We start from the raw sequence: 23,922 nt of genomic DNA, 5'->3' as shown, positions 1-23,922 counted from the left end.
GGGCGAAAAAAAAAAGGCCTTGCTAAGCAAGACCTTTCTTAATTTTGGTGCCCGAGGGAAACTGGAGTCTTCCATATAATCCGTGGCTTGTAGCCGGATTAGATAGTTAGGGATACACGCGGGAATACAGCTTGCTTGGGCCTATGATCGCACAATCGTAGATCGAGTCATAAACGTCCATTAGGCCGCCCCCCCGCCTATCCAAAAATTTAGCTGGTGTGGCATGGGTTGCAGCAATAGTAGCAACCATTGATCTGCGCACTGGGCCATGTTGCTCGAGCCGCGGAGACTGCACCCGTGCAGGTGAGATGATTTCCGAGTGATACCTGATTCTCTAGCAGCGGCATGAACCTACAGCCAGATGTAGTGTTATGCACCTCGTAGTCGCCGTTGGCTTGTACGTTCTGGTTTACGATAAATGATTGCATTAGCTAGTCCTCGCTTCCGTGTGTCGGATCGGTAGTGACTCAATATTTCAGCAGTGTCCATGGTGCTGGTTAAAAGCGTGCTAACCAGCAGGAATGAAGGTTAGTTGGAGGATGGCAGAAAGCAATCAGTCGCCAGAACGAAGCCGGGGACCCTGGGACTATCTGAAGGACACGGGGTCGGAAACCCGCGGGATCTTGTTCGCGGGAGTCGGCCCAGCTTACTGAAATTTCAACCTTGAAATTGAAAGGGTCTTGTACAAAGAAGGCCATCGTTACCGCGTTGGTAACGGTGGACTGGGATTACCCATTTGATAGGGCAGATGCACAGGTGAACCTCAGTTCTCCCGATTCACTAAGCTGGGAATTCCGCTAACAAGATCCTGCAGGTTTCCGTCCCCGTGTGATCAGAGACTTTACAGAGCGCCCGTGGGACGGATTCTGTTTCGCCGTAGGTTTGGACATCTACGGGGAGCTGGGGACCGCGCCTGCTTCAACAGCCTGTTATGGGTGTTACGCAAGTTACAATTTCAATCATGTTGCTGATATGAAAGGATTTATTTCTAGTGGCGCGAACTTTTCTGATGTCCCCTAGAGGGTGTTACTAGGTCGAATGGTGTTACATCGCATCGAAGAGAAATGGGCCGGTCCTGCGAAGTCGCATAGCCTTACTTATTGTCTCTATTGCCTACGCAGTGCTAGATTCAGAGGCTATTATCAGCTAAGCGTTGCATTCATCAACATATTTTTGCCAATCACAGTTATCAATAAATTGTGAGCGATGCAGGTTGACTAAGTGCCGCGGTAGGCTCTTGATTACACGGCTGAGTAGGCCAGCTCCGTCGACAAAAATAGTTCGTTATAGATAAACAGGGAGTAAGGAATGCACCTTAAACGGATTCGCTCTGCCAATTTCCGTGCTTTTGGAGCTGATGATCATCAACTCGACTGGGAGCTCAATCCTGGGCTTAACATTTTAGTGGGTGAAAATGACTCAGGGAAAACCTCGGTAGTGGATGCTATCCGCTATGTTCTTTGGACAACTAGCTATGAATTCATTCGCTTTTTCGAGACTGATTTCCATATTAGCGGAAGTGACAGGGCGCAAAGCTTATTTATTGAAGCCACTTTGACGGGACTGAATGCTGAGCAGGAAGCTGCGGTGCTCGAATGGCTTACTCGCGAGAAGGATGGAACCTACAGTCTTATCATTCATGCGCAAGCTAGATGGAGTCCGCCCCAGGACAACAAGCGTGGCCGAGTTGAGGCAATCACCCGTTCCGGAAGAAATGGTGTGGGGCCGGAGATAGGGACTGTGGTCCGAGAGCTTATACGCGCAACCTATCTTCGTCCGCTTCGAGATGCAGAAGCAGAGCTTCGTCCAGGACGGCAATCCCGTCTATCGCAGATTTTAGCTGCGCACCAGAGCATTAAAGGCCAAGAGGAAAATGACTTTGATGTCGGAGATCCCACTGAAGTCCCGGAAAAACTGGTTGGTCTAATGGCCTTCACCCAACACCACATGGGGAAGCATAAAGTCATCAGTGAAGTTCAGAACGATATCAACGAAAACTATTTGAACAAGTTCGCCTTTGCCGGAGACGAGTTGTCATCTCGTATTCAGATTACCTCCGAGTTGGCACTACAGCCTATCTTGGAGCGATTTGAACTCGGCCTCCTGCCATCATCCGGCATCCATCCGGATGAGCGCTGTGTACGAGGTCTCGGCTATAACAACGCGTTGTTCATGGCCACGGAACTTGTGCTTTTACGCGATGGCGATGAGCTTGCGCTTCTTTTGATTGAGGAACCTGAGGCCCACCTTCACCCACAGCTTCAAGAGCGTGTGCAGAATCTTCTTGAAGTTACCTCTCAGAACCCCGCAGAAGGTAAACGCGCTGTACAGGTCGTTATGACGACTCATAGTCCATCGCTGGCTGCAGGTGCTGACATTGCTAGTATGACGTTGGTGCATAAAGCAAAGCTGTTTAACTTAGCGCATGGCAAGACCAAGCTGAACAAAACTGATTATGACTTTCTGCACCGGTTTATTGATGCTACGAAATCGAATCTGTTCTTCGCTCGCGGTGTAGTAATTGTAGAGGGGCCTGCGGAAGCCCTTTTGTTGCCTGCATTAGCCGAAGCCTGCGGCTGCTCATTTAATGAGTACGGAATTTCTTGTGTGAACGTGGGCAGCGTTGGCCTATATCACTACGCACGAATTCTTCAACCTGCTGATGGTTCAGCGCTCCCGATACCGGTCGTGTGCATCACCGATAGAGACGTTGTTCCCAACGAAGCAGACTACATTGATCCACCCAAAAATGGCCGTAAACGTTTCGAGTCCGACTACAACGCAGCTGAGCTGTCTGCCCTGGTGCAAACGAAGGTAGACAGAGCGCAGGGCGGTAGCACCATAGTTTGCGTCTCTGACCGTTGGACCCTGGAGTTTGATCTGGCCCTCTATGGTTGTGCCGAGTTGATGTTTACAGCCATACATTTGGCCAAAAAGGCTGACTCGCGCAAAGAGCGCCTTACTCAGGAAGACGAGGTCAAAACAACTGCAGAGGCCAAGGAGCTTTGGGGGAAACTAACAGCTGATGGTCACCCTCCCGTAAAACTTGCCTCTATCATCTACCAGCCGCTCGTGGAGAAGGATGCGTCCAAAGCAGTGACAGCCCAATACGCTGCACACTTGATTTCAAGCGGCACTTTCGGTCGAGGGAAAGACCTGCTCATACAGCTACCACCTTATCTACAGCGAGCTTTTGCTCACCTCACCGGAATCAAGGTGGAAGCATGAGTATTCCGGTAATTACGGAACAGGATTTGGACGAGCTTACCGCGCTCTACCCAGATCTAAACTTCAGGGATGTTGAACGCAGAGCAGTACTCCTTGAAAGCCAATCTAGAGATATCAACGCAGCCCCGGGAAGTGGAAAAACGACCCTGCTCGCTACGAAACTCATGCTTTTGGGGCGAAAGTGGAATGACGAACGAAGAGGTATCTGCGTCCTGAGCCACACGAATGTGGCACGTGAGGAAATTCAACGCCGTCTCGGCGCTAGCGCAGAAGGTAGCCGATTGCTTGCCCATCCCCATTTTATTGGCACTATCCATGGCTTAGTGAACCATTTTCTGGCCGTACCTTATTTACGGAGCAATGGTCTCGAAGTCGATGTAATCGACAATGAGGTATTCAGTCAGCGAGCTCTTGCCAAGGCTAAAAGTAACTGGAGCCTGCGAACCTGGATGGAGCAAAACGTTGGTGTGCAGCCGATGGTAGAGGGGTTGATTTTCAAGGGGCCAAAGCTTGAGTTGGCAAGCGAAGGCGGGAGGCTACCTAGCGAAAAAGCCAAGACGTTTCCGATTCTCCATAACCTCAAAAGAGAGCTGGCTAAAAGCGGTGTTTTTCGATACGCCGACATGTTTGCCTTTGCCGAGCAGCACCTTGAAGCTTCTCCGCAGCTTAAAAAGCTGATGTCTCGACGATTTCCGTTGGTCTTTATCGACGAGATGCAGGATACATCCTGGGAGCAAGAGCGTTTGCTCCAGCTGATTTTTGACGACACGGTAATTATTCAGCGCCTCGGTGATATCAATCAGCGGATTCTTGTAAGCGAAGACGGCGCCAAAAACCTCTCGTTCCCTAAAGTAGGTGCGTTGCCGATCAGTACCAGTAAGCGATTTGGCCCCACAATCGCCCAAGTCGTGGCGAGCGCTCAATTGTCCGGGGTTGCAGTTGCGGGGACAGGGCTAGACGCATATGCCCCGATGCTATTGATCTACCCGACAGAAAAAGTCGACAAGGTTATTTCCGCGTTTGGCGTCGAAGTCCTCAAACGCTTCGACGATGTCAGCATCCAGGCCGGTCCAGTGAAGGCGCTGTGTGCACGAAAGCAAGGTGATGCCCAGAAAGCAGTTGCTGGTAGAACCCTTCTGGACTACTGGCCTGCGCTCGCCCAATCACGCGCACCTGGAATACAACTGGGCCGTTTCTGGTCTCTGGTCACAGGGGCTGGCTCCCAGGATAGAGAAACATCTCTTATGGGGCGTGCCGACGAGATCCGTCGAGCACTTCTTTTAGTTCTGCGTGAGGCAAAGTCAGAGGCCGTGGCCAACGTGAAGGGTGGTCATCAACTATTGCGAAGATTAAGTGAAGCGGGAATCGATGTGGGTAGAGTGCGAAGGCTGATGCGTGACTTGGCGATGGATACCCTTTCAGTGACTACTGAAGAAGGTAAGAAGGGGCTGCCATCGATAATTTTCTGGGTGGTCCAGCCAGTGCTCCCCGCAGAAATGACAGAGCACGATTTCAACGCGTTGGAGATCTTCCATTTGCCTGAGGCCCCTGATATGGCAGTACTGAAGGCAAATGAGTGCACCGTCGAACACGAGGGGCGAAATCTATGCGTGCAGATCGGCTCCGTGGCCTCGATGAAGGGTGAAACCCATCTAGCGACTCTCGTACTTGAATCCTTAGGCCATCCAAGTAGACGATTCGATGTTCAGGAAGCGTTACCTGTGACCGGCGGACTGAAAGAGCGCGACAAGAAGATTTCGGATGGACTCCTATCCCAATTCAGAAATCTGTATGTAGGGCTCTCACGTCCTACAAGCTTTCTCTGTTTGGCAATCAACGCTGAGCGAATCTCCGAAGAATGCAAATCAGCTCTCATCAACCGTGGCTGGGTGATCAGCACTGTGGAGTGAATGGTTATGGAGTGAAAGTGGGCTTGGCTCCAGTCCCGCTTTCAACCTTAAGGGATGAGGCCGGAGAGTTTAGAACGGTATGTCTGAGTCATCGTCGCTGTCCTCATTAGCTTCCTGTGGTGGTTGTTTCATCTTGACCATGAACTCTGTGGAACCCAACTCTTGCAGCAGTGCTGCAGCACGATTCAGACTTTTGAACAGCCTTGGGTGGTTGCGTTGAGCTTGAAGTGTGTAGGGATCGCGCGATCCTGGAGTAGAGATCTGGAGATGAAATCCATCATCCGTTTCGACTAAGCAAACGATTCGGCCCTCCGTGGCTAGGAGGTTCGGCAGGTGTTTTTTTTCAATCGGCATCAATATCATGCTTTTAATTCCAAATTGATAATGTTGCAATCAAAATAGCAAATTCGATGTCGAAATTCAATTTTCGATTATTTTTGAAGCTCTCCTAGCGTTAACTAATGAGTTTTGAGCCTTAGCCAGTAAAATAGGGCCTTCAGAGGGTTTTTTGAAGACGCCTATATCTATATACATGCACTAACTGTTCCTTAGAGTTCAGACTGGTTTCTAAGGAGGCGCATTCGCCATGAACATCATCGTCACCCTCATCGAAAAAGCTCTCGATTCTGACCCTCTCAATCTGGCGCTCTGCACCGTACTGGTACTGAGCTTTGTTCTGCTGGCTGCAATCATGAGGTCCCCCAAATGACGCAGGCCAAACAAGTGCCGCTGTGGGCGAAGCTGCCAATTGAGTGGATCCAGGCGGATGAGTTGCGGAAGTTCAAGTCAACGACTGTTAAGCAGCAGGCAGTAGAGGAGGGCCCGCTGCGGCGGGCCCGCCGAAGGCTTGAGGTGCCTGACCGTGCTGAGCGGAACCGCAGCATTGCTGCACTCAAGTTATACATAGCGATCTGCATCCGGACTGACTTCCACACTGGTCAAGCAAAGACATCCTATGACGAGCTGATAACGCTCACTGGAATGTCTCGCCCAGTAATTGCACGGACTCTGAAACAGCTTGAGGAGCTAGGGCGTATCACTAGAACTGAGCAGAGTCTCCGTTCCGGGACACTTATCTATGTCTGCGGCTGGCTTGAGGACAGATTCTCGGGACAGCTGCCAAAGCGTTGGCTTTATGATGGGAACCAAGGGCGCTCGCTGTTGAAGCTTCGTGAGTTTAAATTCGACTGGGCTTCGTTCTATGCGTTGATGGTGTATCTAACGATTCTTGCTTTCCGGGACAAACATCGTTTCGGCTTAACGATCATCACCTACGATCGAATCAACCAATCTACTAATATTGGCCGACACAGAGTCGCCGATGCGATAACGATGTTGTATCAGATGGAATTGATTTCGTTCCGGCCTGGTTCATTCGACGACAATGATCATGCTCGAATCAATCGCTATCTTGTCCGCGGATTAAATATTCCATGGACCGCCCTGAATCAGGCTTATCCTGACTATAAGGTGAGTAAGAAGAAGTCCTCTTCCAAGCCATCTAAGACGGAGCTGGCGGTCACGAAAGCATTTATGCAGAAATCGTAGTAGACACGAGAGAGGAATAGCCTTGTCTAATCGTTGGAAAGTCGTGGTCGGCTATGTCAGATTGCATCGATAAAACGAATGGGGGGTTAATGGTTATGAGTTTTTTAGGTGAGTATCTTGATGCTAGCAAGCGTCAGAGTTCAAGGGGACGATGCCTTCATTTTGATTCAGGTGAACGTTGTAAAGAGATTATATCTGCGCATTCGATTCAGAAAATGGGACAGCTACAACACATTGCTGAAGACAATCATGTATATCGAATGAATGCAGATATCTCCACTCTGCGTAAGACGCACGGTAAGCCGCTGCCCAAACGCGTTGGTATTGGAAAAGCCTCAACTTTCCCAGGCTTTTGCAAGCCACATGATAATGCTGTGTTTGAGCCTATCGATAATTTTCCTTTATTTCCTAGTCTGGAGCAAATAGCCCTTTATTCTTTTCGATGCCTTTGTCGTGAATACTTTGTAAAAGAAAATATGGTTCAAGTGCTCAAGAGTTCGTTGGACTCGAAAAACCTTCATCGAAATGATCACGAATTTCTGAATGAAACATTGCGTGGGGCTAGCTTGGGGTTGGAAGGGTTAAAACATCATAAGTGCTATTATGATAATGCTCTGCGTGCTCACCTTTATGAAGAGTTTGAACACGTCTGCTTTAAATCTACTTCGCGTTGTTCACTGCAGCTGTCTGGGCTCTTATATCCAGACTTCGACTTTTTGGGACGGCAAATCCAAGATATTAGTGACTGGTCTACACCTCCAGGATTGATTACTTTTTTTACAGCTCCAACGAATGCCGGTTGGGCATTCGTGTTCGCTTGGCACACCTCAAGTGGTTATTTTTGCAGGCATTTCATTCAGTCGCTTGCGCAACGCATATCACAAGGAGCCAGCCCAGAGGATCTTATCCTGCGGTTTGTTTTTTCATGCTGTGAGAATCATGCTATTCGAATTTCTTGGTGGGATGGGCTTTCGGAACAAAGCAAACAAGAAATTCTTGATAAAGTTTGCCTAATGATCGATCCAGATGTGCCTATACCCTCTGACTATCTAGTCAGTGGCTGCGAGGGTTTAGCTGATTGGACATTTGATGAAGTGCTTGCGGGTTATTAGGTTTTATGCTGATTAAAGTTGGAGTGTGCGCTATATACGGGTTTTTATGTTGGCGTTCGGAAAAGGGAAAAGGCAGGGAAAGGGGTGGAAAAGGGGACAGATTTATTATGGGATTTATTATTTGGGTAAGGTGCCCCTGGCGTCGTCCCACTATCAGGTGCACCAGCTTTCTTGGCCGCACACCTTCATTCATTGAATGTCTTTCAGATAATCCTTGAGCGCGATGAGCGGTGCATCAAGCTGCTCCAACGTCTGAATTCCGGAAAATTCACCCACCAACCTCCCCAACTCCCGCCCCAACGGCTTATCCACACCCCCAACCGCCTCCAACGCCAACCCCACACACTCACCCACCTTCACCTGAATCCCCTCAACATCCCCCCGCCGCACCAGCAACTCAAACACATCCCGCTGGTAATCACCCATCACCAAATCATCCCGCAAAATCGGGCTCTGCCCTTCCGTCTCATAAGCCAGTTTGAGGGAGAAGAGGGCGACGGTTTCCAGGTGTAATTCCATGGGGGGAATCCTTGTGAAATGTTCCGGCGGTGCGGGTGGTGTGGAAGGGCAGGGGCAAAAGCATCGCCAGCAGGCTGGCTCCCACAAGGTGGTGGGGTGTCAGGTGCTTTTCTGCGGACGAAAAAAAAGGCCTTGCTAAGCAAGACCTTTCTTAATTTTGGTGCCCCGAGGGAGACTCGAACTCCCACTCCTTTCGAAAACGGATTTTGAATCCGCCGCGTCTACCAATTCCGCCATCAGGGCTCAATGGCGGCGAAGTATAGAGATGAGATAACCGCTGGTCAATCAGGTACATGGAGAATTTTTGATAATTCCGCTAGACTTCCCGGCCCTGCTAGACGAACCCCATCATGCGCGTTGCTGACTTTACTTTCGAGCTCCCCGATTCGCTGATCGCCCGCCATCCTTTGGCCGAGCGTCGCAATAGTCGCCTGTTGACCCTGGATGGGGTCAGCGGCGCCCTGGCACACCGTCAATTCACTGATTTGCTGGAGCATTTGCGCCCCGGCGATTTGATGGTGTTCAACAATACCCGGGTGATTCCGGCGCGGCTGTTTGGCCAGAAGGCTTCCGGCGGCAAGCTGGAAATCCTGGTGGAGCGGGTGCTCGACAGTCATCGCGTGCTGGCCCATGTGCGCTCCAGCAAGTCGCCGAAGCCTGGGTCGAAGATCCTGATCGACGGCGGTGGCGAGGCCGAGATGCTGGCGCGGCACGATGCGTTGTTCGAGCTGGGGTTTGCCGAGGAGGTGTTGCCGCTGCTCGACCGTGTCGGGCATATGCCGTTGCCTCCTTATATAGACCGCCCGGATGAAGGCGCGGACCGCGAGCGTTACCAGACCGTCTACGCCGAGCGTTTGGGCGCGGTGGCGGCGCCGACGGCGGGGCTGCATTTCGATCAGGTGCTGATGGAGGCGATTGCCGCCAAGGGCGTCGAGACGGCGTTCGTGACCTTGCACGTTGGCGCGGGTACTTTCCAGCCGGTGCGGGTCGAGAAGATCGAAGACCACCACATGCACAGCGAATGGCTGGAAGTCGGCCAGGACGTGGTCGATGCCGTTGCCGCCTGCCGCGCGCGCGGTGGTCGTGTGGTGGCGGTGGGGACCACCAGCGTGCGCTCGCTGGAAAGTGCTGCGCGCGATGGTGTGCTCAAGCCGTTCAGCGGCGACACCGACATTTTCATCTACCCGGGCCGGCCGTTTCATGTGGTCGATGCCCTGGTCACCAACTTCCATTTGCCCGAATCCACGCTGTTGATGCTGGTTTCGGCGTTTGCCGGTTATCCGGAAACCATGGCTGCCTACAAAGCCGCGGTCGACAACGGTTACCGCTTTTTCAGCTACGGTGATGCGATGTTCATCACCCGTAATCCCGCTCCAAGCGGCCCAGAGGAAACAGTATGAGTCGCACCTGTCGTATGTCTTTCGAGCTGCTGGCCACTGATGGCAAGGCTCGTCGCGGTCGTTTGACCTTCCCGCGCGGTACCGTCGAGACCCCGGCCTTCATGCCGGTGGGTACCTACGGCACGGTCAAGGGCATGCTGCCACGGGATATCGAGGCGACTGGCGCTGAAATCATTCTGGGCAACACCTTCCACCTGTGGCTGCGCCCGGGCACGGAAGTGATCAAGAAGCACGGCGACCTGCACGATTTCATGCAGTGGAAAGGCCCGATTCTGACTGACTCCGGCGGTTTCCAGGTGTTCAGCCTGGGCGCCATGCGCAAGATCAAGGAGGAGGGCGTGACCTTCGCCTCCCCGGTCGACGGCGCCAAGGTGTTCATGGGCCCGGAAGAGTCGATGCAGGTCCAGCGTGACCTGGGCTCCGACATCGTGATGATTTTCGACGAATGCACGCCGTACCCGGCCGACGAAGACGTCGCCCGCGTATCAATGGAACTGTCCCTGCGTTGGGCCCAGCGCTCGAAAAACGCTCACGGCGACAACACGGCGGCGCTGTTCGGTATCGTTCAGGGCGGCATGCACCAGGACCTGCGCATGCGCTCCCTGGAAGGCCTCGACAAGATCGGCTTCGACGGCCTGGCCATCGGCGGTCTGTCGGTGGGCGAGCCCAAGCATGAAATGATCAAGGTACTGGATTATCTGCCGGGCCAGATGCCGGCTGACAAACCTCGTTACCTTATGGGCGTTGGCAAACCGGAAGACTTGGTTGAGGGTGTGCGCCGCGGTGTGGACATGTTCGATTGCGTGATGCCAACCCGTAATGCCCGCAACGGGCATCTGTTCATTGATACCGGTGTGCTGAAGATCCGTAACGCGTTCCATCGCCATGATGATTCGCCGCTCGATCCGACCTGCGATTGCTATACCTGCCAGAACTTCTCCCGCGCTTATCTGCATCACCTGGACAAGTGCGGCGAAATGCTGGGAAGCATGCTCAATACCATCCATAACTTGCGCCATTATCAAGTGCTTATGGCTGGTTTGCGCGAGGCTATTCAACAGGGTACATTGGCCGCCTTTGTCGATGCCTTCTACGCCAAACGCGGGTTACCTGTTCCGCCTTTGGACTGAGTTTTCTGACCCCAAGATTCAACATTTGCAACTGGAGTGCTAAATGAGCTTTTTTATCTCTAATGCCATGGCTGACGCCGCTGCACCTGCTGCCGGCCCAATGGGTGGCGGTTTTGAGTGGATTTTCCTGGTCGGCTTCCTGGTCATCTTCTACCTGATGATCTGGCGTCCACAGGCCAAGCGCGCCAAAGAGCAGAAAAACCTGCTGAGCAGCCTGCAAAAGGGCGACGAAGTTGTGACCACCGGCGGCATCGCCGGCAAGATCACTAAAGTGGCCGACGATTTCGTCGTTCTGGAAGTTTCCGACACCGTCGAAATGAAATTCCAGAAAGGCGCCATTGCCGCCACGCTGCCAAAAGGCACGCTCAAAGCGATCTAAGTTTCAACTTCATATTCAATCGACGGGGCGCGCAAGGCGCCCCGCGTCATAAACGGGCGGCGTGATGCTGAACAAATATCCTCTGTGGAAATACATTCTGATCCTGGCGGTGCTGGCGGTCGGTCTGATTTATTCCGCTCCCAATCTTTATCCTGATGACCCGGCCATTCAGGTCAGCGGTGCAAGCACTGCGCTGCAGGTCAATCAGGCTGATCTGGATCGTGTGAGCGCTGCGCTCAAGGAATCCGGGATCAACGTCAAGGCAGCTACCCTGTCTGCCAGCGGCAAGGGCGGGCTGATTCGCCTGACCAAGGCTGAAGACCAGCTGCCGGCCAAGGATGTTGTACGCAAGGCGTTGGGTGATGACTACGTCGTTGCATTGAACCTGGCACAAACCACCCCGCAATGGCTGCGCAACCTCGCTGCGCACCCGATGAAGCTGGGTCTGGACTTGTCCGGTGGTGTGCACTTCCTGCTGGAAGTGGACATGGACAAAGCCCTCGATGCACGCCTGAAAGTCTACGAAGGCGATGTAAAGAGCCTGCTGCGTAAAGAAAAGCTGCGCTATCGCAGCCTGCCGCAACTCAATGGTGCCATCCAGCTGGGCTTCGCTGATGAAGACAGTCGTGAACAGGCCCGTTCGATCATCCGCAAGAACTTCAACGATTTCGACATTGTTCCGGCCGACCTCAATGGTCAACCGGTGCTGCGTCTGGCGATGACCCCGGCCAAGCTGGCGGAAATCCGTGAATACTCCATCAAGCAGAACTTGACCACGGTACGTAACCGCGTCAACGAGCTGGGTGTTGCCGAACCGATTGTCCAGCGTCAGGGCGCCAACCGCATCGTGGTTGAGCTGCCGGGCGTGCAGGACACCGCCGAAGCCAAGCGTATCCTCGGCAAGACGGCCAACCTCGAGTTCCGTCTGGCCGCTGAGCCGGGTGCTTCGAAAGCCACTTCCGAATCCTTTGAGTTCCGTGAGGGCAAGCGTCCTCCTGCGCTGATCGAGCGTGGCCTGATCATCACCGGTGACCAGGTGACTGACGCCAAGGCTGGCTTCGGCGAGCACGGCACGCCGGAAGTGAACATCCGTCTGGACGGTCACGGCGGCGAGCTGATGAGCCGTGCGACCCGTTCGAACGTTGGTCGCAGCATGGCGGTGATCTTCATCGAGCAGCGTCCGGTGACCACTTACACCAAGCAAGTGGTTAACGGCGTCGAGAAAGACGTAGCGGTTCAGTCGTTCAAAGAAGAGAAGAAAATCATCAGCCTGGCGACCATCCAGTCGCCGCTGGGTGCTCAGTTCCGTATCACCGGCCTGAACGGCCAGGGCGAGTCGTCCGAGCTGGCGCTGCTGCTGCGTGCCGGTGGTCTGGCTGCACCGATGTACTTCGCTGAAGAACGCACCATTGGTCCTAGCCTGGGTGCGGACAACATCACTAAAGGTATTGATGCATCGCTGTGGGGCATGCTGTTCGTCTCGCTGTTCATCATGGCCATCTACCGCTTCTTCGGCCTCATCGCCACCGTCGCCCTGGCGGTGAACATGGTGATGCTGCTGGCCCTGATGTCGCTGCTGGGTGCAACGCTGACCCTGCCGGGTATCGCCGGTATCGTGTTGACCATGGGTATGGCGGTCGACGCCAACGTGCTGATCTTCTCGCGGATTCGTGAAGAGATCGCCGCCGGCATGACCGTGCAGCGCGCAATCAACGAAGGCTTCGGCCGGGCATTCACCGCGATTCTCGACGCCAACCTGACCACCTTGCTGGTCGGCGGCATCCTCTTTGCCATGGGCACCGGCCCGGTCAAGGGCTTCGCAGTGACCATGTCCCTCGGGATCTTTACCTCGATGTTCACGGCCATCATGGTGACCCGCGCGATGGTCAACCTGATCTTCGGCGGTCGTGACTTCAAGAAGTTGTGGATTTAAGGGGCTGCCATGTTACGTACAATCAACTTCATGGGCGTTCGCAACTTTGCGTTCGGCGTCACATTGTTCCTTACTGCGCTGGCAATGTTCAGCGTCTTCCACAAGGGCATGAACTGGGGCCTGGACTTCACCGGCGGTACGCTCATCGAGCTGACCTACGAGCGTCCGGCCGATGTCACCAAGGTGCGTGAGCAGCTGGTGACCGCGGGTTATCACGAAGCTATCGTGCAGAACTTCGGTGCAACTACCGACCTGCTGGTGCGTATGCCTGGCGAAGATCCGCAACTGGGTCACCAGGTAGCCGAAGCCTTGCAGAAGGTGGGCGGCGAGAACCCGGCGACGGTCAAGCGTGTCGAGTTCGTCGGCCCGCAGGTGGGTGAAGAACTGCGCGACCAGGGCGGCCTCGGCATGCTGATGGCGCTGGGCGGCATTCTGATCTACCTGGCTTTCCGCTTTCAGTGGAAGTTTGCGGTCGGTGCGATCGTGTCCTTGATCCACGACGTGATCGTGACCATCGGTATCCTGTCGTTCTTCCAGATCACCTTCGACCTGACGGTGCTGGCGGCGGTACTGGCGATCATTGGTTACTCGCTCAACGACACCATCGTGGTATTCGACCGGGTTCGTGAGAACTTCCGCGTGCTGCGCAAGGCCAGCCTGATCGAGAACATCAACATCTCGACCACGCAAACCCTGCTGCGGACCATGGCGACTTCGATCTCCACCTTGCTGGCGATCGCGGCCCTGCTGTTCTTCGGCGGCGACAACCTGTTCGGCTTCTCCATCGCCCTGTTCATCGGTGTTCTGGCGGGTACTTACTCGTCGATCTACATCGCTAACGTGGTGCTGATCTGGCTGAACCTGAGCACGGAAGACCTGATTCCTCCTGCCACTACCGAGAAGGAAGTCGACGACCGTCCTTGAAGGAAATTCCCTGGGGTGGTGTAGTCCAAAAAAGGCGCGAGTTGAACTCGCGCCTTTTTTTGTGCTCCAAGGCTGGGAGAAGCGCGGACATGTTCCGCATGTGATGGTCCAGGAGGTTCATGTGAACAAGTCGATGCTGGTTGGTGCGGTACTGGGTGCTGTCGGTGTGACTGCCGGGGGTGCTGTGGCCACCTACAGCCTGGTTAAAAAAAGCGGCCCTGAGTTTGCTCAGGTTTTAGCCGTTGAGCCGGTCAAGACACAAATCAAGACTCCACGTGAAGTATGCAAGGATGTAACGGTCACCCGGCAGGCGCCGGTGAAAGATCAACATCAGATCGCCGGTACGGTGGTCGGTGCGTTGGCAGGTGGATTGCTGGGTAACCAGATCGGTGGCGGCACCGGTAAGAAGATCGCCACGGTCGCGGGTGCTGTCGGTGGTGGTTATGCCGGCAACAAGGTGCAGGAAGGCATGCAAGAGCGTGATACCTACACCACGACCCAGACCCGCTGTAACACTGTTAACGACATCAGTGACAAGGTTGTAGGTTACGACGTGCGTTATTCGCTGGACGGCAAGGAAGGCAAGGTGCGCATGGATCGTGATCCAGGCAATCAGATTCCTGTGGATAAAGAAGGCAAGTTGATCTTGTCGGAGAATCAGGCGGCTCAGTGATCTGCTGACGCTGGATAAAAAAGAAGCACCCTGCGGGGTGCTTTTTTTGTGCCCGCAATTTCTGCATCACCACCAATCCCCCTGTGGGAGCGGGCTTGCTCGCGAAGGCGGTGTATCAGTCACTATTAATGTTGGCTGACACGCCGCCTTCGCGAGCAAGCCCGCTCCCACATTGGTGCTGTGGTGTTATTGGGGCTGGGTTCCAGGCATAAAAAAAGCACCCCGCAGGGTGCTTTCTCTGTCGCTGGAAGCTTAGCGCTTCAGCGAGGCCGGCAGGTGCGGCTGGATGGCCGTCAGGACTGCCTTGAAGCATTTGGTGTTGCCGGCAACGACGTGGCCTTTTTCAAGGAAGTCGTGACCGCCGGTGAAGTCGCTCACCAAGCCGCCGGCTTCCTGGATCAGCAGGGCGCCCGCAGCCATGTCCCACTCGGACAGGCCCGACTCCCAGAAGGCGTCGAAACGGCCGGCGGCCACGTAGGCCAGGTCCAGGCTTGCCGAACCTGCACGGCGGATGCCGGCGGTCTGGCCAACCAGGGCGCGGAACATGCCCAGGTAGTTGTCGAGGTTGTCCATCTGGTCGTCACGGAACGGGAAGCCGGTACCCAGCAGGGCGCCGTCCAGGCTGGTACGGCCGCTGACGCGCAGGCGACGACCGTTCAGTTGAGCGCCGCGACCACGGCTGGCGGTGAATTCTTCCTGGCGAACCGGGTCCAGAACAACGGCGTGTTCCAGGCGGCCACGGTATTTGCAGGCGATGCTGACAGCGAAGTGAGGAATGCCGCGCAGGAAGTTGGTGGTGCCGTCCAGCGGATCGATGATCCACAGGTACTCTTCGCCTTCGATGCCGGTGCCGGCGTGCATGCCGGTCTCTTCACCCATGATCGAGTGATTCGGGTAGGCCTTGCGCAGGGCGTCGATGATTTTCTGTTCGGCGGCGCGATCCACCTCGGATACGTAATCCTTGGCGTCTTTTTCGTCGACCTTGATGGTATCCAGGCGCTCGATGGAGCGGAAGATCAATTCACTGGCGCTGCGGGCGGCGCGCAGCGCGATATTCAGCATGGGCTGCATGGATGTGTCACCTAAGGTTGTTAAAGAAAGCCGGGCATTCTATCAGAAAGTTTCTACAGGAGAAGGACGACGTTCGCTTTCATAGCTTAACGGTAGGTGTAGCTGTAAGATTCTGCTCCCGATTATTGTGTTCGAGAGCGCCTCCCTTGCTGCAAAACATTCGTGTCGTCCTGGTCAATACCAGCCATCCGGGCAATATCGGCGGGGCTGCGCGTGCCATGAAGAACATGGGGCTGTCGCGGCTGGTGCTGGTCGAGCCTCGTCTGTTCCCGCATCACGAGGCCGATGCCCGTGCCTCCGGTGCCGGGGACATCCTTGAAAACGCGCAAGTCGTCGCCACCTTGGAAGATGCCTTGGTCGGTTGCAACCTGGTGCTCGGCACCAGCGCCCGCGACCGGCGCATTCCCTGGCCGCTGCTCGATCCCCGCGAATGCGGCGCGAAAGTGGTCGAGGAAGCGGGGCAGGGTGCGGAAATCGCCCTGGTGTTCGGTCGTGAAGATTCCGGCCTGACCAACGAAGAGCTGCAGCGATGTCATTACCACGTGCACATCCCATCGGACCCTGAGTTCAGCTCGCTGAACCTTGGGGCGGCGGTGCAGGTGTTGGGTTATGAAGTGCGCATGTCCTGGCTGGCGGCCCAAGGTCAGCCGAGCAAGGTCGAGAAGGAAGAAGTGGCTTCGGTCAAAAGCGCTGAGCTGGCGACCATGGATGAACTGGAGCGATTCTATGAGCACCTGGAGCAGACCCTGGTGGCCATCGAATTCCTCGATCCGGAAAAGCCACGGCACTTGATGGCGCGCCTGCGCCGCTTGTACGGACGCAGCTCGGTCAGCCGGGCGGAAATGAATATTTTGCGTGGCATCCTCACGGAAACCCAGAAAGCGGCCCGTGGTGAGCTTCTAAATCGGAAGGATTAATGATGTTCGAGCGTTTGCGTGAAGATATCCAGAGCGTATTCCACCGAGACCCGGCGGCGCGTAACGCTTTTGAAGTCCTGACTTGCTACCCGGGCATGCACGCCATCTGGATTCACCGTTTGTCGGCGATGCTATGGCGCGCGGACCTGAAATGGCTGGCGCGGCTGGTGTCGAACTTCGGCCGCTGGTTGACCGGGATCGAGATTCATCCGGGCGCCAAGGTGGGTCGTCGCTTCTTTATTGACCATGGCATGGGCATCGTCATCGGTGAAACCGCCGAGATTGGCGACGACGTGACCATTTATCAGGGCGTGACCCTCGGTGGCACCAGCTGGAATAAAGGCAAGCGCCACCCGACGCTGGGTGATGGTGTCGTTGTCGGTGCCGGCGCCAAGGTGCTTGGCCCGTTTACTGTTGGTGCGGGTGCCAAGGTCGGCTCCAACGCCGTGGTGACCAAAGAGGTTCCACCGGGTGCCACGGTGGTGGGTATTCCGGGGCGAATCATCGTCAAGCCCGACGAAGAGCAGGACGCCAAGCGCAAGGCCATGGCCGAGAAAATCGGCTTCGATGCCTACGGCGTGACAGAAGACATGCCGGACCCGGTGGCTCGCGCCATTAATCAGTTGCTCGATCACCTGCAGGCAGTCGACGGGCGTCTGGAGGGGATGTGCGGGGCGTTGAAGGACCTGGGCAGTAATTACTGTGCGAAAGATCTGCCTGAGCTGCGCGAAGAAGACTTCGCCTGTGTGAAGGACAAGGATCAGAGTCAGGCCAGCTGAACCGAGTCAATTTCATCGCGAGCAAGCTCGCTCCCACAGGAGATCAAGTTGTCCAGGTGGGCGCGGTCCAATGTGGGAGCGAGCTTGCTCGCGATGAACGATGACTCGGTATTACTGGCTGTTCATAGCCAGCCTTTGCTATGATGCGGCCGCTCTTTTGCGGGTAAACCTGACTAAAGTACTAGGTCTTATAGTTGACTTAAATACTCGGGAATTGCATACTCGCCTCATTCCGAACTCCGTGGTAATTGTCCATGCGACTGACTACAAAAGGCCGATACGCCGTGACCGCCATGCTTGATCTGGCGTTGCACGCGCAGCACGGGCCCGTGTCCCTGGCCGATATCTCCGAGCGCCAAGGCATCTCCCTGTCCTACCTCGAACAGCTTTTCGCCAAGCTGCGCCGCAGCAATCTGGTGTCCAGTGTGCGTGGTCCGGGCGGTGGTTACCAATTGTCCCGCGATATGCAGGGCATCCAGGTCGCCCAGGTGATCGATGCGGTAAACGAATCGGTCGATGCAACCAAATGCCAGGGGCAGGGTGATTGCCATTCCGGCGACACTTGCCTGACTCACCACTTGTGGTGCGATCTGAGCCTGCAGATTCACGAATTTCTGAGCGGTATCAGCTTGGCTGATCTTGTGACTCGCCGTGAGGTGCAAGAAGTAGCCCAGCGTCAGGACCAGCGCCGTTGCAACAGCAAGGTGCCGCGCCTGGACAAGATTGAAGCGTCCGCCGTCGAATGACAGCCAAAGAGCTAGCGGCACGCCAGCCAGCCTGATTTAGGAGATAGTCCATGAAATTGCCGATTTACCTTGATTACTCTGCGACCACCCCGGTTGATCCGCGTGTTGCGCAAAAAATGAGTGAATGCCTGCTGGTCGACGGAAACTTCGGTAACCCGGCGTCCCGTTCCCACGTGTTCGGCTGGAAGGCCGAAGAGTCCGTTGAAAACGCTCGCCGTCAGGTCGCCGACCTGGTCAACGCCGATCCGCGTGAAATCGTCTGGACCTCCGGTGCCACCGAGTCCGACAACCTGGCAATCAAGGGTGCGGCGCATTTCTATGCCACCAAGGGCAAGCACCTGATCACCACCAAGATTGAGCACAAGGCTGTCCTCGACACCATGCGCCAACTGGAGCGTGAAGGTTTTGAAGTCACCTACATCGAGCCTCGCACCGATGGCCTGGTGACGCCTGAAATGATCGAAGCAGAACTGCGTGATGACACCATCCTGGTTTCGGTCATGCACGTGAACAACGAAATCGGCACCATCAACGACATCGCAGCCATCGGCGAACTGACCCGCTCCAGGGGCATCCTGCTCCACGTCGACGCTGCTCAGTCCACCGGCAAGGTCGATATCGACCTGTCGAAGCTGAAAGTCGACATGATGTCGTTCTCTGCCCACAAAACCTACGGTCCTAAAGGCATCGGCGCCCTGTACGTAAGCCGCAAGCCGCGCGTACGTATCGAAGCGACCATGCACGGCGGCGGTCACGAGCGCGGCATGCGTTCCGGTACCCTCGCGACCCACCAGATCGTCGGTATGGGCGAAGCTTTCCGTGTAGCCAAGGAAGACATGGCTGCCGAGAACGTGCGCATCAAGGCCCTGAGCGACCGTTTCTTCAAGCAGGTCGAGCACCTGGAAGAGCTGTACGTCAACGGCAGCATGACCGCCCGCGTTCCGCACAACCTGAACCTGAGCTTCAACTACGTTGAAGGCGAGTCGCTGATCATGGCGCTCAAGGATCTGGCGGTTTCGTCCGGTTCGGCCTGCACCTCGGCATCGCTTGAGCCTTCGTACGTACTGCGCGCCCTGGGCCGCAATGACGAACTGGCCCACAGTTCGATCCGTTTCACCTTCGGCCGCTTCACCACCGAAGAAGAAATCGACTACGCCGCGCAGAAAGTCTGCGAGGCCGTTATCAAGCTGCGAGCTCTGTCGCCGCTGTGGGACATGTACAAAGACGGTGTCGATATCTCGAAGATCGAGTGGGCGGCACACTAACTATAGAAGCCGCCGGATACAGGTCCTGTAGCGACGCGGCGACTGACGCAGCGTAACTGCAGGGCCTCAAGAGCGGCCCTGATGAGTGAGGATTGAGAATCATGTCTTACAGCGAAAAGGTCATCGACCACTACGAAAACCCGCGCAACGTCGGCAAGATGGACGCGGAAGATCCTGATGTCGGCACCGGCATGGTCGGCGCTCCGGCGTGCGGCGACGTGATGCGCCTGCAGATCAAGGTCAACGACGCCGGCATCATCGAAGATGCCAAGTTCAAGACTTACGGCTGCGGTTCGGCTATCGCTTCCAGCTCCCTCGCCACCGAGTGGATGAAGGGCAAGACCCTGGACGAAGCAGAAACCATCAAGAACACTCAACTGGCTGAAGAACTGGCCCTGCCGCCAGTGAAAATCCACTGCTCGGTACTCGCTGAAGACGCCATCAAGGCGGCTGTTCGCGATTACAAGCAGAAGAAAGGCTTGATCTGATTTTCGAGTTTTGGCGACGAGTAAGGAGTCACCGATGGCTATCAGCATGACAGAAGCGGCTGCTCGACACGTGCGGCGCTCCCTCGACGGGCGCGGCAAAGGTGAAGGGATTCGTCTGGGTGTTCGCACCACAGGCTGTTCCGGCCTTGCCTACGTGCTGGAGTTTGTCGACGAGGTGGTTGCAGAGGATCAGGTGTTCGAGAGTCACGGCGAAAAAGTGATCATCGACCCGAAAAGCCTGGCCTACCTGGACGGCACCGAGCTCGATTTCGTCAAGGAAGGGTTGAACGAAGGCTTCAAGTTCAACAACCCCAACGTACGCGGTGAATGTGGCTGCGGCGAAAGCTTCAACATCTGAGGCTTGTCGTGGGTACTCCTTGTCATTTCGCTTTATTCGAGCTGCAACCGAGTTTTAACCTGGACCTCGATCAGCTGGCTACGCGCTATCGCGAGCTGGCGCGCGGTGTTCATCCGGACCGCTTTGCCGACGCTTCCGAACGCGAACAACGGTTGGCCCTGGAGCAATCGGCGAGCCTCAACGAGGCCTACCAGACGCTCAAGAGTCCGCCCAAGCGCGCGCGCTACCTGCTCGCCTTGAATGGTGGCGAGCTGCCGCTGGAAGTCACGGTGCATGATCCGGAGTTCCTGCTGCAACAGATGGAGTTGCGCGAAGAGCTCGAAGACCTGCAGGACAGCGCCGACCTCAATGGCGTTGCCGTCTTCAAGCGCCGCCTGAAGGCAGCCCAGGATGAACTGAACCAAAGCTTCGCAGCTTGCTGGAACGATGCAGCGCAACGCGAACGGGCCGAACGCCTGATGCGGCGCATGCAGTTCCTCGACAAGCTCACTTACGAAGTGCGCCAGTTAGAAGAGCGCCTCGACGATTAACCCAGTGCCGCTCCGGTCGCACGCCTGATATACAGATAAGTCCTGATAACGATGGCCCTACTGCAGATCGCCGAACCCGGCCAAAGTCCTCAACCGCACCAGCGTCGTCTGGCTGTGGGGATCGACTTGGGCACTACCAATTCGCTGGTCGCTGCATTGCGCAGTGGTCTTTCCGAACCTCTGGCTGACGCAGAAGGGCGGGTCATCCTGCCGTCTGCCGTGCGCTACCACGCCGATCGCGTCGAAGTCGGCGAGTCGGCCAAGCTGGCTGCCGCCACCGATCCCTTGAACACCGTGCTGTCGGTCAAGCGCTTGATGGGTCGTGGTCTGTCCGACGTCAAGCAATTGGGCGAGCAACTGCCGTACCGTTTTGTTGACGGCGAGTCGCACATGCCGTTCATCGAGACGATCCAGGGGCCGAAAAGCCCGGTCGAAGTCTCTGCCGATATCCTCAAGGTCCTGCGCCAGCGCGCTGAGGCGACCCTGGGTGGAGAACTGGTGGGCGCGGTGATCACCGTTCCGGCCTATTTCGATGATGCCCAACGTCAAGCCACCAAGGACGCGGCCAAACTGGCCGGTCTGAACGTGCTGCGCTTGCTCAATGAGCCGACGGCGGCCGCGGTGGCTTACGGTCTGGATCAGCATGCCGAAGGCCTGGTCGCCATTTATGACCTGGGCGGCGGCACCTTCGATATTTCGATTCTGCGCCTGACTGGCGGTGTCTTCGAAGTCCTGGCTACCGGCGGCGACAGCGCCCTGGGTGGCGATGACTTCGACCACGCGATCGCTGGCTGGATCATCGAGGGCGCCGGTCTGTCCGCTGACCTCGATCCGGGTGTGCAGCGCAATTTGCTGCAAACCGCCTGCGCGGCCAAGGAAGCACTGACCGATGCTGCGGCCGTTGAAGTTGCCTATGGCGACTGGAAGGCCGAGCTGTCCCGTGAAGCTTTCAATGCGCTGATCGAGCCGATGGTGGCTCGCAGCCTGAAAGCTTGCCGTCGCGCCGTTCGCGATTCCGGCATCGAGCTGGAAGACGTGCATGCCGTGGTCATGGTCGGTGGTTCGACTCGCGTGCCTCGTGTTCGTGAAGCCGTCGCCGAAGCTTTCGCTCGCCAGCCGCTGACAGAAATCGATCCGGATCAAGTGGTGGCCATTGGTGCTGCGATCCAGGCCGATACTCTGGCTGGTAACAAGCGTGATGGTGGCGAACTGCTGCTGCTCGACGTGATTCCGTTGTCCCTTGGTCTGGAAACCATGGGCGGCTTGATGGAGAAGGTGATTCCGCGCAACACCACCATTCCCGTCGCCCGCGCCCAGGACTTCACCACTTATAAAGACGGCCAGTCGGCCATGGCCATCCATGTGTTGCAGGGTGAGCGCGAGCTGATCAGCGACTGCCGCTCCCTCGCTCGTTTCGAATTGCGCGGTATTCCAGCGATGGTGGCTGGCGCTGCGAAGATTCGCGTGACCTTCCAGGTCGATGCCGATGGTCTGCTCAGCGTTTCCGCCCGCGAACTGGGTTCGGGCGTCGAGGCCAGCATTCAGGTCAAGCCGTCCTACGGCCTGACCGACGGCGAAATCGCCAGGATGCTCAAGGACTCGTTCCAGCACGCCAATGACGACAAGGTTGCCCGCGTGTTGCGCGAGCAGCAGGTCGATGCCCAGCGCCTGATCGAAGCGGTGCAGGGTGCTCTGGAGGCTGATGGCGATCGTCTGCTCGACGCCGAAGAGCGCATGGTCATCGAGATGCAGATGCAGGAACTGACCGAACTGATGAAAGGTACTGATGGTTACGCCATCGAGCAGCAGACCAAGCGTCTGTCGCAAGTGACCGACGCCTTTGCTGCCCGCCGCCTGGACTCGACGGTGAAAGCCGCGCTGGCGGGGCGCAACCTGAATGAGATTGAGGAATAACGATGCCGCAGGTCATTTTTCTGCCACACGAGAAGTTTTGCCCCGAAGGCATGGTTGTGGAGGCTGAGACCGGTACGTCCATCCTCGAGCTGGCCCATGAGCACCACATCGAGATGGAAAGCGCTTGCGGTGGCGTCTGCGCTTGCACCACCTGTCACTGCATCATTCGCGAGGGTTTCGACTCTCTGGAAGAGGCTGACGAGCTGGAAGAAGACTACCTTGACAAGGCTTGGGGGCTGGAAGCTCAATCGCGCCTGGGTTGTCAGGCCAAGGTCGGTACCGAAGACCTGACGGTCGAAATTCCGAAGTACTCGCTCAACCACGCAGCCGAAGCAGCGCACTGATTCAAGGAATTGTCATGAAACTCAAGTGGACTGATGTGCTGGAGATCGCGATCCAGCTGGCTGAAAGCAAGCCCGACGTGGACCCTATGTCGGTCAACTTCGTCGATCTGCGTACATGGGTGATGGAATTGCCCGATTTCGACGACAAGCCTGAGCATTGTGGCGAAAAGATCCTGGAGGCCATTCAGGCCCACTGGATCGAAGAACGCGACTGAGCCACGCCGCAGGTTAGGCAATACCCGAGAACCCGCGTATAATTCGCGGGTTTAATTTTTCGTAAATTACCGTTTCTGGAGTTACACCATGGCTGTTCAACGTACTTTCTCCATCATCAAGCCTGACGCCGTTGCTAAAAACGTGATCGGCGAGATCACCACTCGTTTCGAAAAAGCTGGCCTGCGCGTTGTAGCTTCGAAACTGAAGCAACTGTCCAAAGCCGAAGCTGAAGGCTTCTACGCTGAGCACAGCGCTCGTGGTTTCTTCAACGACCTGGTTGCTTTCATGATCTCCGGTCCGGTTGTCGTTCAGGTTCTGGAAGGCGAAAACGCTATCGCTCTGAACCGTGAGCTGATGGGCGCTACCAACCCTAAAGAAGCTGCTGCCGGCACCATCCGTGCTGACTTCGCTGACTCCATCGACGCCAACGCCGTACACGGTTCGGACTCCGAAGCCGCTGCCGCTCGCGAAATCTCGTACTTCTTCGCAGCTACTGAAGTAACCACTCGCTAAGCATTGGCTTAAGAGTGAAGGTGAA

25 protein-coding genes and 1 tRNA gene are annotated in these 23,922 nt (G+C 55.8%); 22 read left to right on the top strand and 4 right to left on the bottom strand.

The genetic code is table 11. From position 1 onward, the window contains the following. Window positions 1-1,308: 1,308 nt before the first annotated feature. Together AB4Z35_RS01490 and AB4Z35_RS01485 are read left to right on the top strand one after the other, a co-directional pair. Window positions 1,309-3,228, top strand: coding sequence for an ATP-dependent nuclease (locus tag AB4Z35_RS01490; RefSeq protein ID WP_442095771.1), 1,920 nt, complete (start codon window positions 1,309-1,311; stop codon window positions 3,226-3,228). Then, window positions 3,225-5,138, top strand: coding sequence for a UvrD-helicase domain-containing protein (locus AB4Z35_RS01485; protein WP_442095770.1), 1,914 nt, complete (start codon window positions 3,225-3,227; stop codon window positions 5,136-5,138). The genes AB4Z35_RS01490 and AB4Z35_RS01485 overlap by 4 nt, the downstream gene beginning before the upstream one ends. A gap of 69 nt (window positions 5,139-5,207) precedes the next feature. Here the strand turns inward: AB4Z35_RS01485 and AB4Z35_RS01480 are convergent, their stop codons facing one another. Continuing rightward, window positions 5,208-5,501, bottom strand: a complete 294-nt coding sequence (locus AB4Z35_RS01480) for a hypothetical protein (protein ID WP_442095769.1) — start codon at window positions 5,499-5,501, stop codon at window positions 5,208-5,210. Window positions 5,502-5,724: 223 nt separating this feature from the next. Between AB4Z35_RS01480 and AB4Z35_RS01475 the strand changes: the two genes are divergently transcribed. From AB4Z35_RS01475 to AB4Z35_RS01465, 3 genes are all read left to right on the top strand, one after another. Further along, window positions 5,725-5,847, top strand: coding sequence for a hypothetical protein (locus AB4Z35_RS01475; protein ID WP_442095768.1), 123 nt, complete (start codon window positions 5,725-5,727; stop codon window positions 5,845-5,847). Next, a complete protein-coding gene (locus AB4Z35_RS01470; protein WP_442095767.1) occupies window positions 5,844-6,686 on the top strand; it encodes a MarR family transcriptional regulator in 843 nt (280 codons plus the stop codon). Before AB4Z35_RS01475 ends, AB4Z35_RS01470 begins: the two co-directional genes overlap by 4 nt. A gap of 95 nt (window positions 6,687-6,781) precedes the next feature. Continuing rightward, entirely contained in the window at window positions 6,782-7,798 is a 1,017-nt protein-coding gene (locus tag AB4Z35_RS01465; RefSeq protein WP_442095766.1) for a hypothetical protein, read from the top strand. Window positions 7,799-7,987: 189 nt separating this feature from the next. On the opposite strand, the gene AB4Z35_RS01460 is transcribed toward AB4Z35_RS01465, so the two are convergent. Together AB4Z35_RS01460 and AB4Z35_RS01455 are read right to left on the bottom strand one after the other, a co-directional pair. Further along, window positions 7,988-8,317: a hypothetical protein gene (locus AB4Z35_RS01460; protein ID WP_442095765.1), complete on the bottom strand. Its 330-nt coding sequence runs from the start codon at window positions 8,315-8,317 to the stop codon at window positions 7,988-7,990. Window positions 8,318-8,475: 158 nt separating this feature from the next. Beyond that, window positions 8,476-8,560, bottom strand: a tRNA-Leu gene (locus AB4Z35_RS01455). Between the two features lie 107 nt (window positions 8,561-8,667). On the opposite strand from AB4Z35_RS01455, the gene queA reads away from it, so the two are divergent. The 6 genes from queA to AB4Z35_RS01425 all read left to right on the top strand — a co-directional run bounded on the left by queA (window position 8,668) and on the right by AB4Z35_RS01425 (window position 14,756). Next, window positions 8,668-9,717: a tRNA preQ1(34) S-adenosylmethionine ribosyltransferase-isomerase QueA gene (gene queA, locus AB4Z35_RS01450; RefSeq protein ID WP_007982725.1), complete on the top strand. Its 1,050-nt coding sequence runs from the start codon at window positions 8,668-8,670 to the stop codon at window positions 9,715-9,717. A gap of 14 nt (window positions 9,718-9,731) precedes the next feature. Further along, complete coding sequence (gene tgt, locus AB4Z35_RS01445; protein WP_162130405.1) at window positions 9,732-10,847, top strand: tRNA guanosine(34) transglycosylase Tgt; 1,116 nt, start codon at window positions 9,732-9,734, stop codon at window positions 10,845-10,847. A gap of 43 nt (window positions 10,848-10,890) precedes the next feature. Then, complete coding sequence (yajC, locus tag AB4Z35_RS01440; RefSeq protein ID WP_007982729.1) at window positions 10,891-11,226, top strand: preprotein translocase subunit YajC; 336 nt, start codon at window positions 10,891-10,893, stop codon at window positions 11,224-11,226. A 64-nt stretch (window positions 11,227-11,290) separates the two neighbouring features. After that, window positions 11,291-13,159: a protein translocase subunit SecD gene (secD, locus tag AB4Z35_RS01435; protein WP_442095764.1), complete on the top strand. Its 1,869-nt coding sequence runs from the start codon at window positions 11,291-11,293 to the stop codon at window positions 13,157-13,159. 9 nt (window positions 13,160-13,168) lie between these two features. Further along, on the top strand, window positions 13,169-14,083 hold the full coding sequence (gene secF, locus AB4Z35_RS01430) for a protein translocase subunit SecF (protein WP_108228048.1): 915 nt from the start codon (window positions 13,169-13,171) through the stop codon (window positions 14,081-14,083). Between the two features lie 121 nt (window positions 14,084-14,204). Then, window positions 14,205-14,756 carry a glycine zipper 2TM domain-containing protein gene (locus tag AB4Z35_RS01425; RefSeq protein ID WP_116260464.1) on the top strand — a complete coding sequence of 184 codons (552 nt, stop codon included), beginning with the start codon at window positions 14,205-14,207 and terminating at the stop codon, window positions 14,754-14,756. A gap of 252 nt (window positions 14,757-15,008) precedes the next feature. Here the strand turns inward: AB4Z35_RS01425 and suhB are convergent, their stop codons facing one another. Beyond that, window positions 15,009-15,827, bottom strand: a complete 819-nt coding sequence (gene suhB / locus AB4Z35_RS01420) for a type III secretion system regulator SuhB (protein ID WP_007982736.1) — start codon at window positions 15,825-15,827, stop codon at window positions 15,009-15,011. Between the two features lie 146 nt (window positions 15,828-15,973). On the opposite strand from suhB, the gene trmJ reads away from it, so the two are divergent. The 11 genes from trmJ to ndk all read left to right on the top strand — a co-directional run bounded on the left by trmJ (window position 15,974) and on the right by ndk (window position 23,897). Beyond that, on the top strand, window positions 15,974-16,744 hold the full coding sequence (gene trmJ, locus AB4Z35_RS01415; RefSeq protein ID WP_007998678.1) for a tRNA (cytosine(32)/uridine(32)-2'-O)-methyltransferase TrmJ: 771 nt from the start codon (window positions 15,974-15,976) through the stop codon (window positions 16,742-16,744). 2 nt (window positions 16,745-16,746) lie between these two features. Next, a complete protein-coding gene (cysE, locus tag AB4Z35_RS01410) occupies window positions 16,747-17,523 on the top strand; it encodes a serine O-acetyltransferase (RefSeq protein ID WP_007998676.1) in 777 nt (258 codons plus the stop codon). A gap of 254 nt (window positions 17,524-17,777) precedes the next feature. Then, window positions 17,778-18,269: a Fe-S cluster assembly transcriptional regulator IscR gene (iscR, locus tag AB4Z35_RS01405; RefSeq protein WP_007982741.1), complete on the top strand. Its 492-nt coding sequence runs from the start codon at window positions 17,778-17,780 to the stop codon at window positions 18,267-18,269. Between the two features lie 50 nt (window positions 18,270-18,319). After that, complete coding sequence (locus AB4Z35_RS01400; protein WP_442095763.1) at window positions 18,320-19,534, top strand: IscS subfamily cysteine desulfurase; 1,215 nt, start codon at window positions 18,320-18,322, stop codon at window positions 19,532-19,534. Window positions 19,535-19,635: 101 nt separating this feature from the next. Continuing rightward, window positions 19,636-20,022 carry a Fe-S cluster assembly scaffold IscU gene (gene iscU / locus AB4Z35_RS01395; protein ID WP_007982746.1) on the top strand — a complete coding sequence of 129 codons (387 nt, stop codon included), beginning with the start codon at window positions 19,636-19,638 and terminating at the stop codon, window positions 20,020-20,022. A gap of 34 nt (window positions 20,023-20,056) precedes the next feature. Then, window positions 20,057-20,380 (top strand): iron-sulfur cluster assembly protein IscA, encoded by a 324-nt coding sequence (gene iscA, locus AB4Z35_RS01390; RefSeq protein WP_003227904.1) that lies wholly within the window; start codon window positions 20,057-20,059, stop codon window positions 20,378-20,380. A gap of 8 nt (window positions 20,381-20,388) precedes the next feature. Further along, window positions 20,389-20,910 (top strand): co-chaperone HscB, encoded by a 522-nt coding sequence (gene hscB, locus AB4Z35_RS01385; RefSeq protein WP_007982749.1) that lies wholly within the window; start codon window positions 20,389-20,391, stop codon window positions 20,908-20,910. Window positions 20,911-20,961: 51 nt separating this feature from the next. Beyond that, complete coding sequence (gene hscA, locus AB4Z35_RS01380) at window positions 20,962-22,824, top strand: Fe-S protein assembly chaperone HscA (RefSeq protein WP_108228045.1); 1,863 nt, start codon at window positions 20,962-20,964, stop codon at window positions 22,822-22,824. A 2-nt stretch (window positions 22,825-22,826) separates the two neighbouring features. After that, window positions 22,827-23,168: an ISC system 2Fe-2S type ferredoxin gene (gene fdx, locus AB4Z35_RS01375; RefSeq protein WP_007982752.1), complete on the top strand. Its 342-nt coding sequence runs from the start codon at window positions 22,827-22,829 to the stop codon at window positions 23,166-23,168. 14 nt (window positions 23,169-23,182) lie between these two features. Next, window positions 23,183-23,383 carry a Fe-S cluster assembly protein IscX gene (gene iscX, locus AB4Z35_RS01370; protein ID WP_007982753.1) on the top strand — a complete coding sequence of 67 codons (201 nt, stop codon included), beginning with the start codon at window positions 23,183-23,185 and terminating at the stop codon, window positions 23,381-23,383. Window positions 23,384-23,471: 88 nt separating this feature from the next. Next, a complete protein-coding gene (ndk, locus tag AB4Z35_RS01365) occupies window positions 23,472-23,897 on the top strand; it encodes a nucleoside-diphosphate kinase (protein WP_007903599.1) in 426 nt (141 codons plus the stop codon). Window positions 23,898-23,922: the final 25 nt, after the last annotated feature.

The organism is Pseudomonas sp. KB_15 (genome assembly GCF_052114525.1).
Classification (GTDB): Bacteria; Pseudomonadota; Gammaproteobacteria; order Pseudomonadales; family Pseudomonadaceae; genus Aquipseudomonas.
The sequence above is the reverse complement of the archived record's forward strand: the minus strand, read 5'-3'. Positions and strand labels throughout refer to the sequence as shown.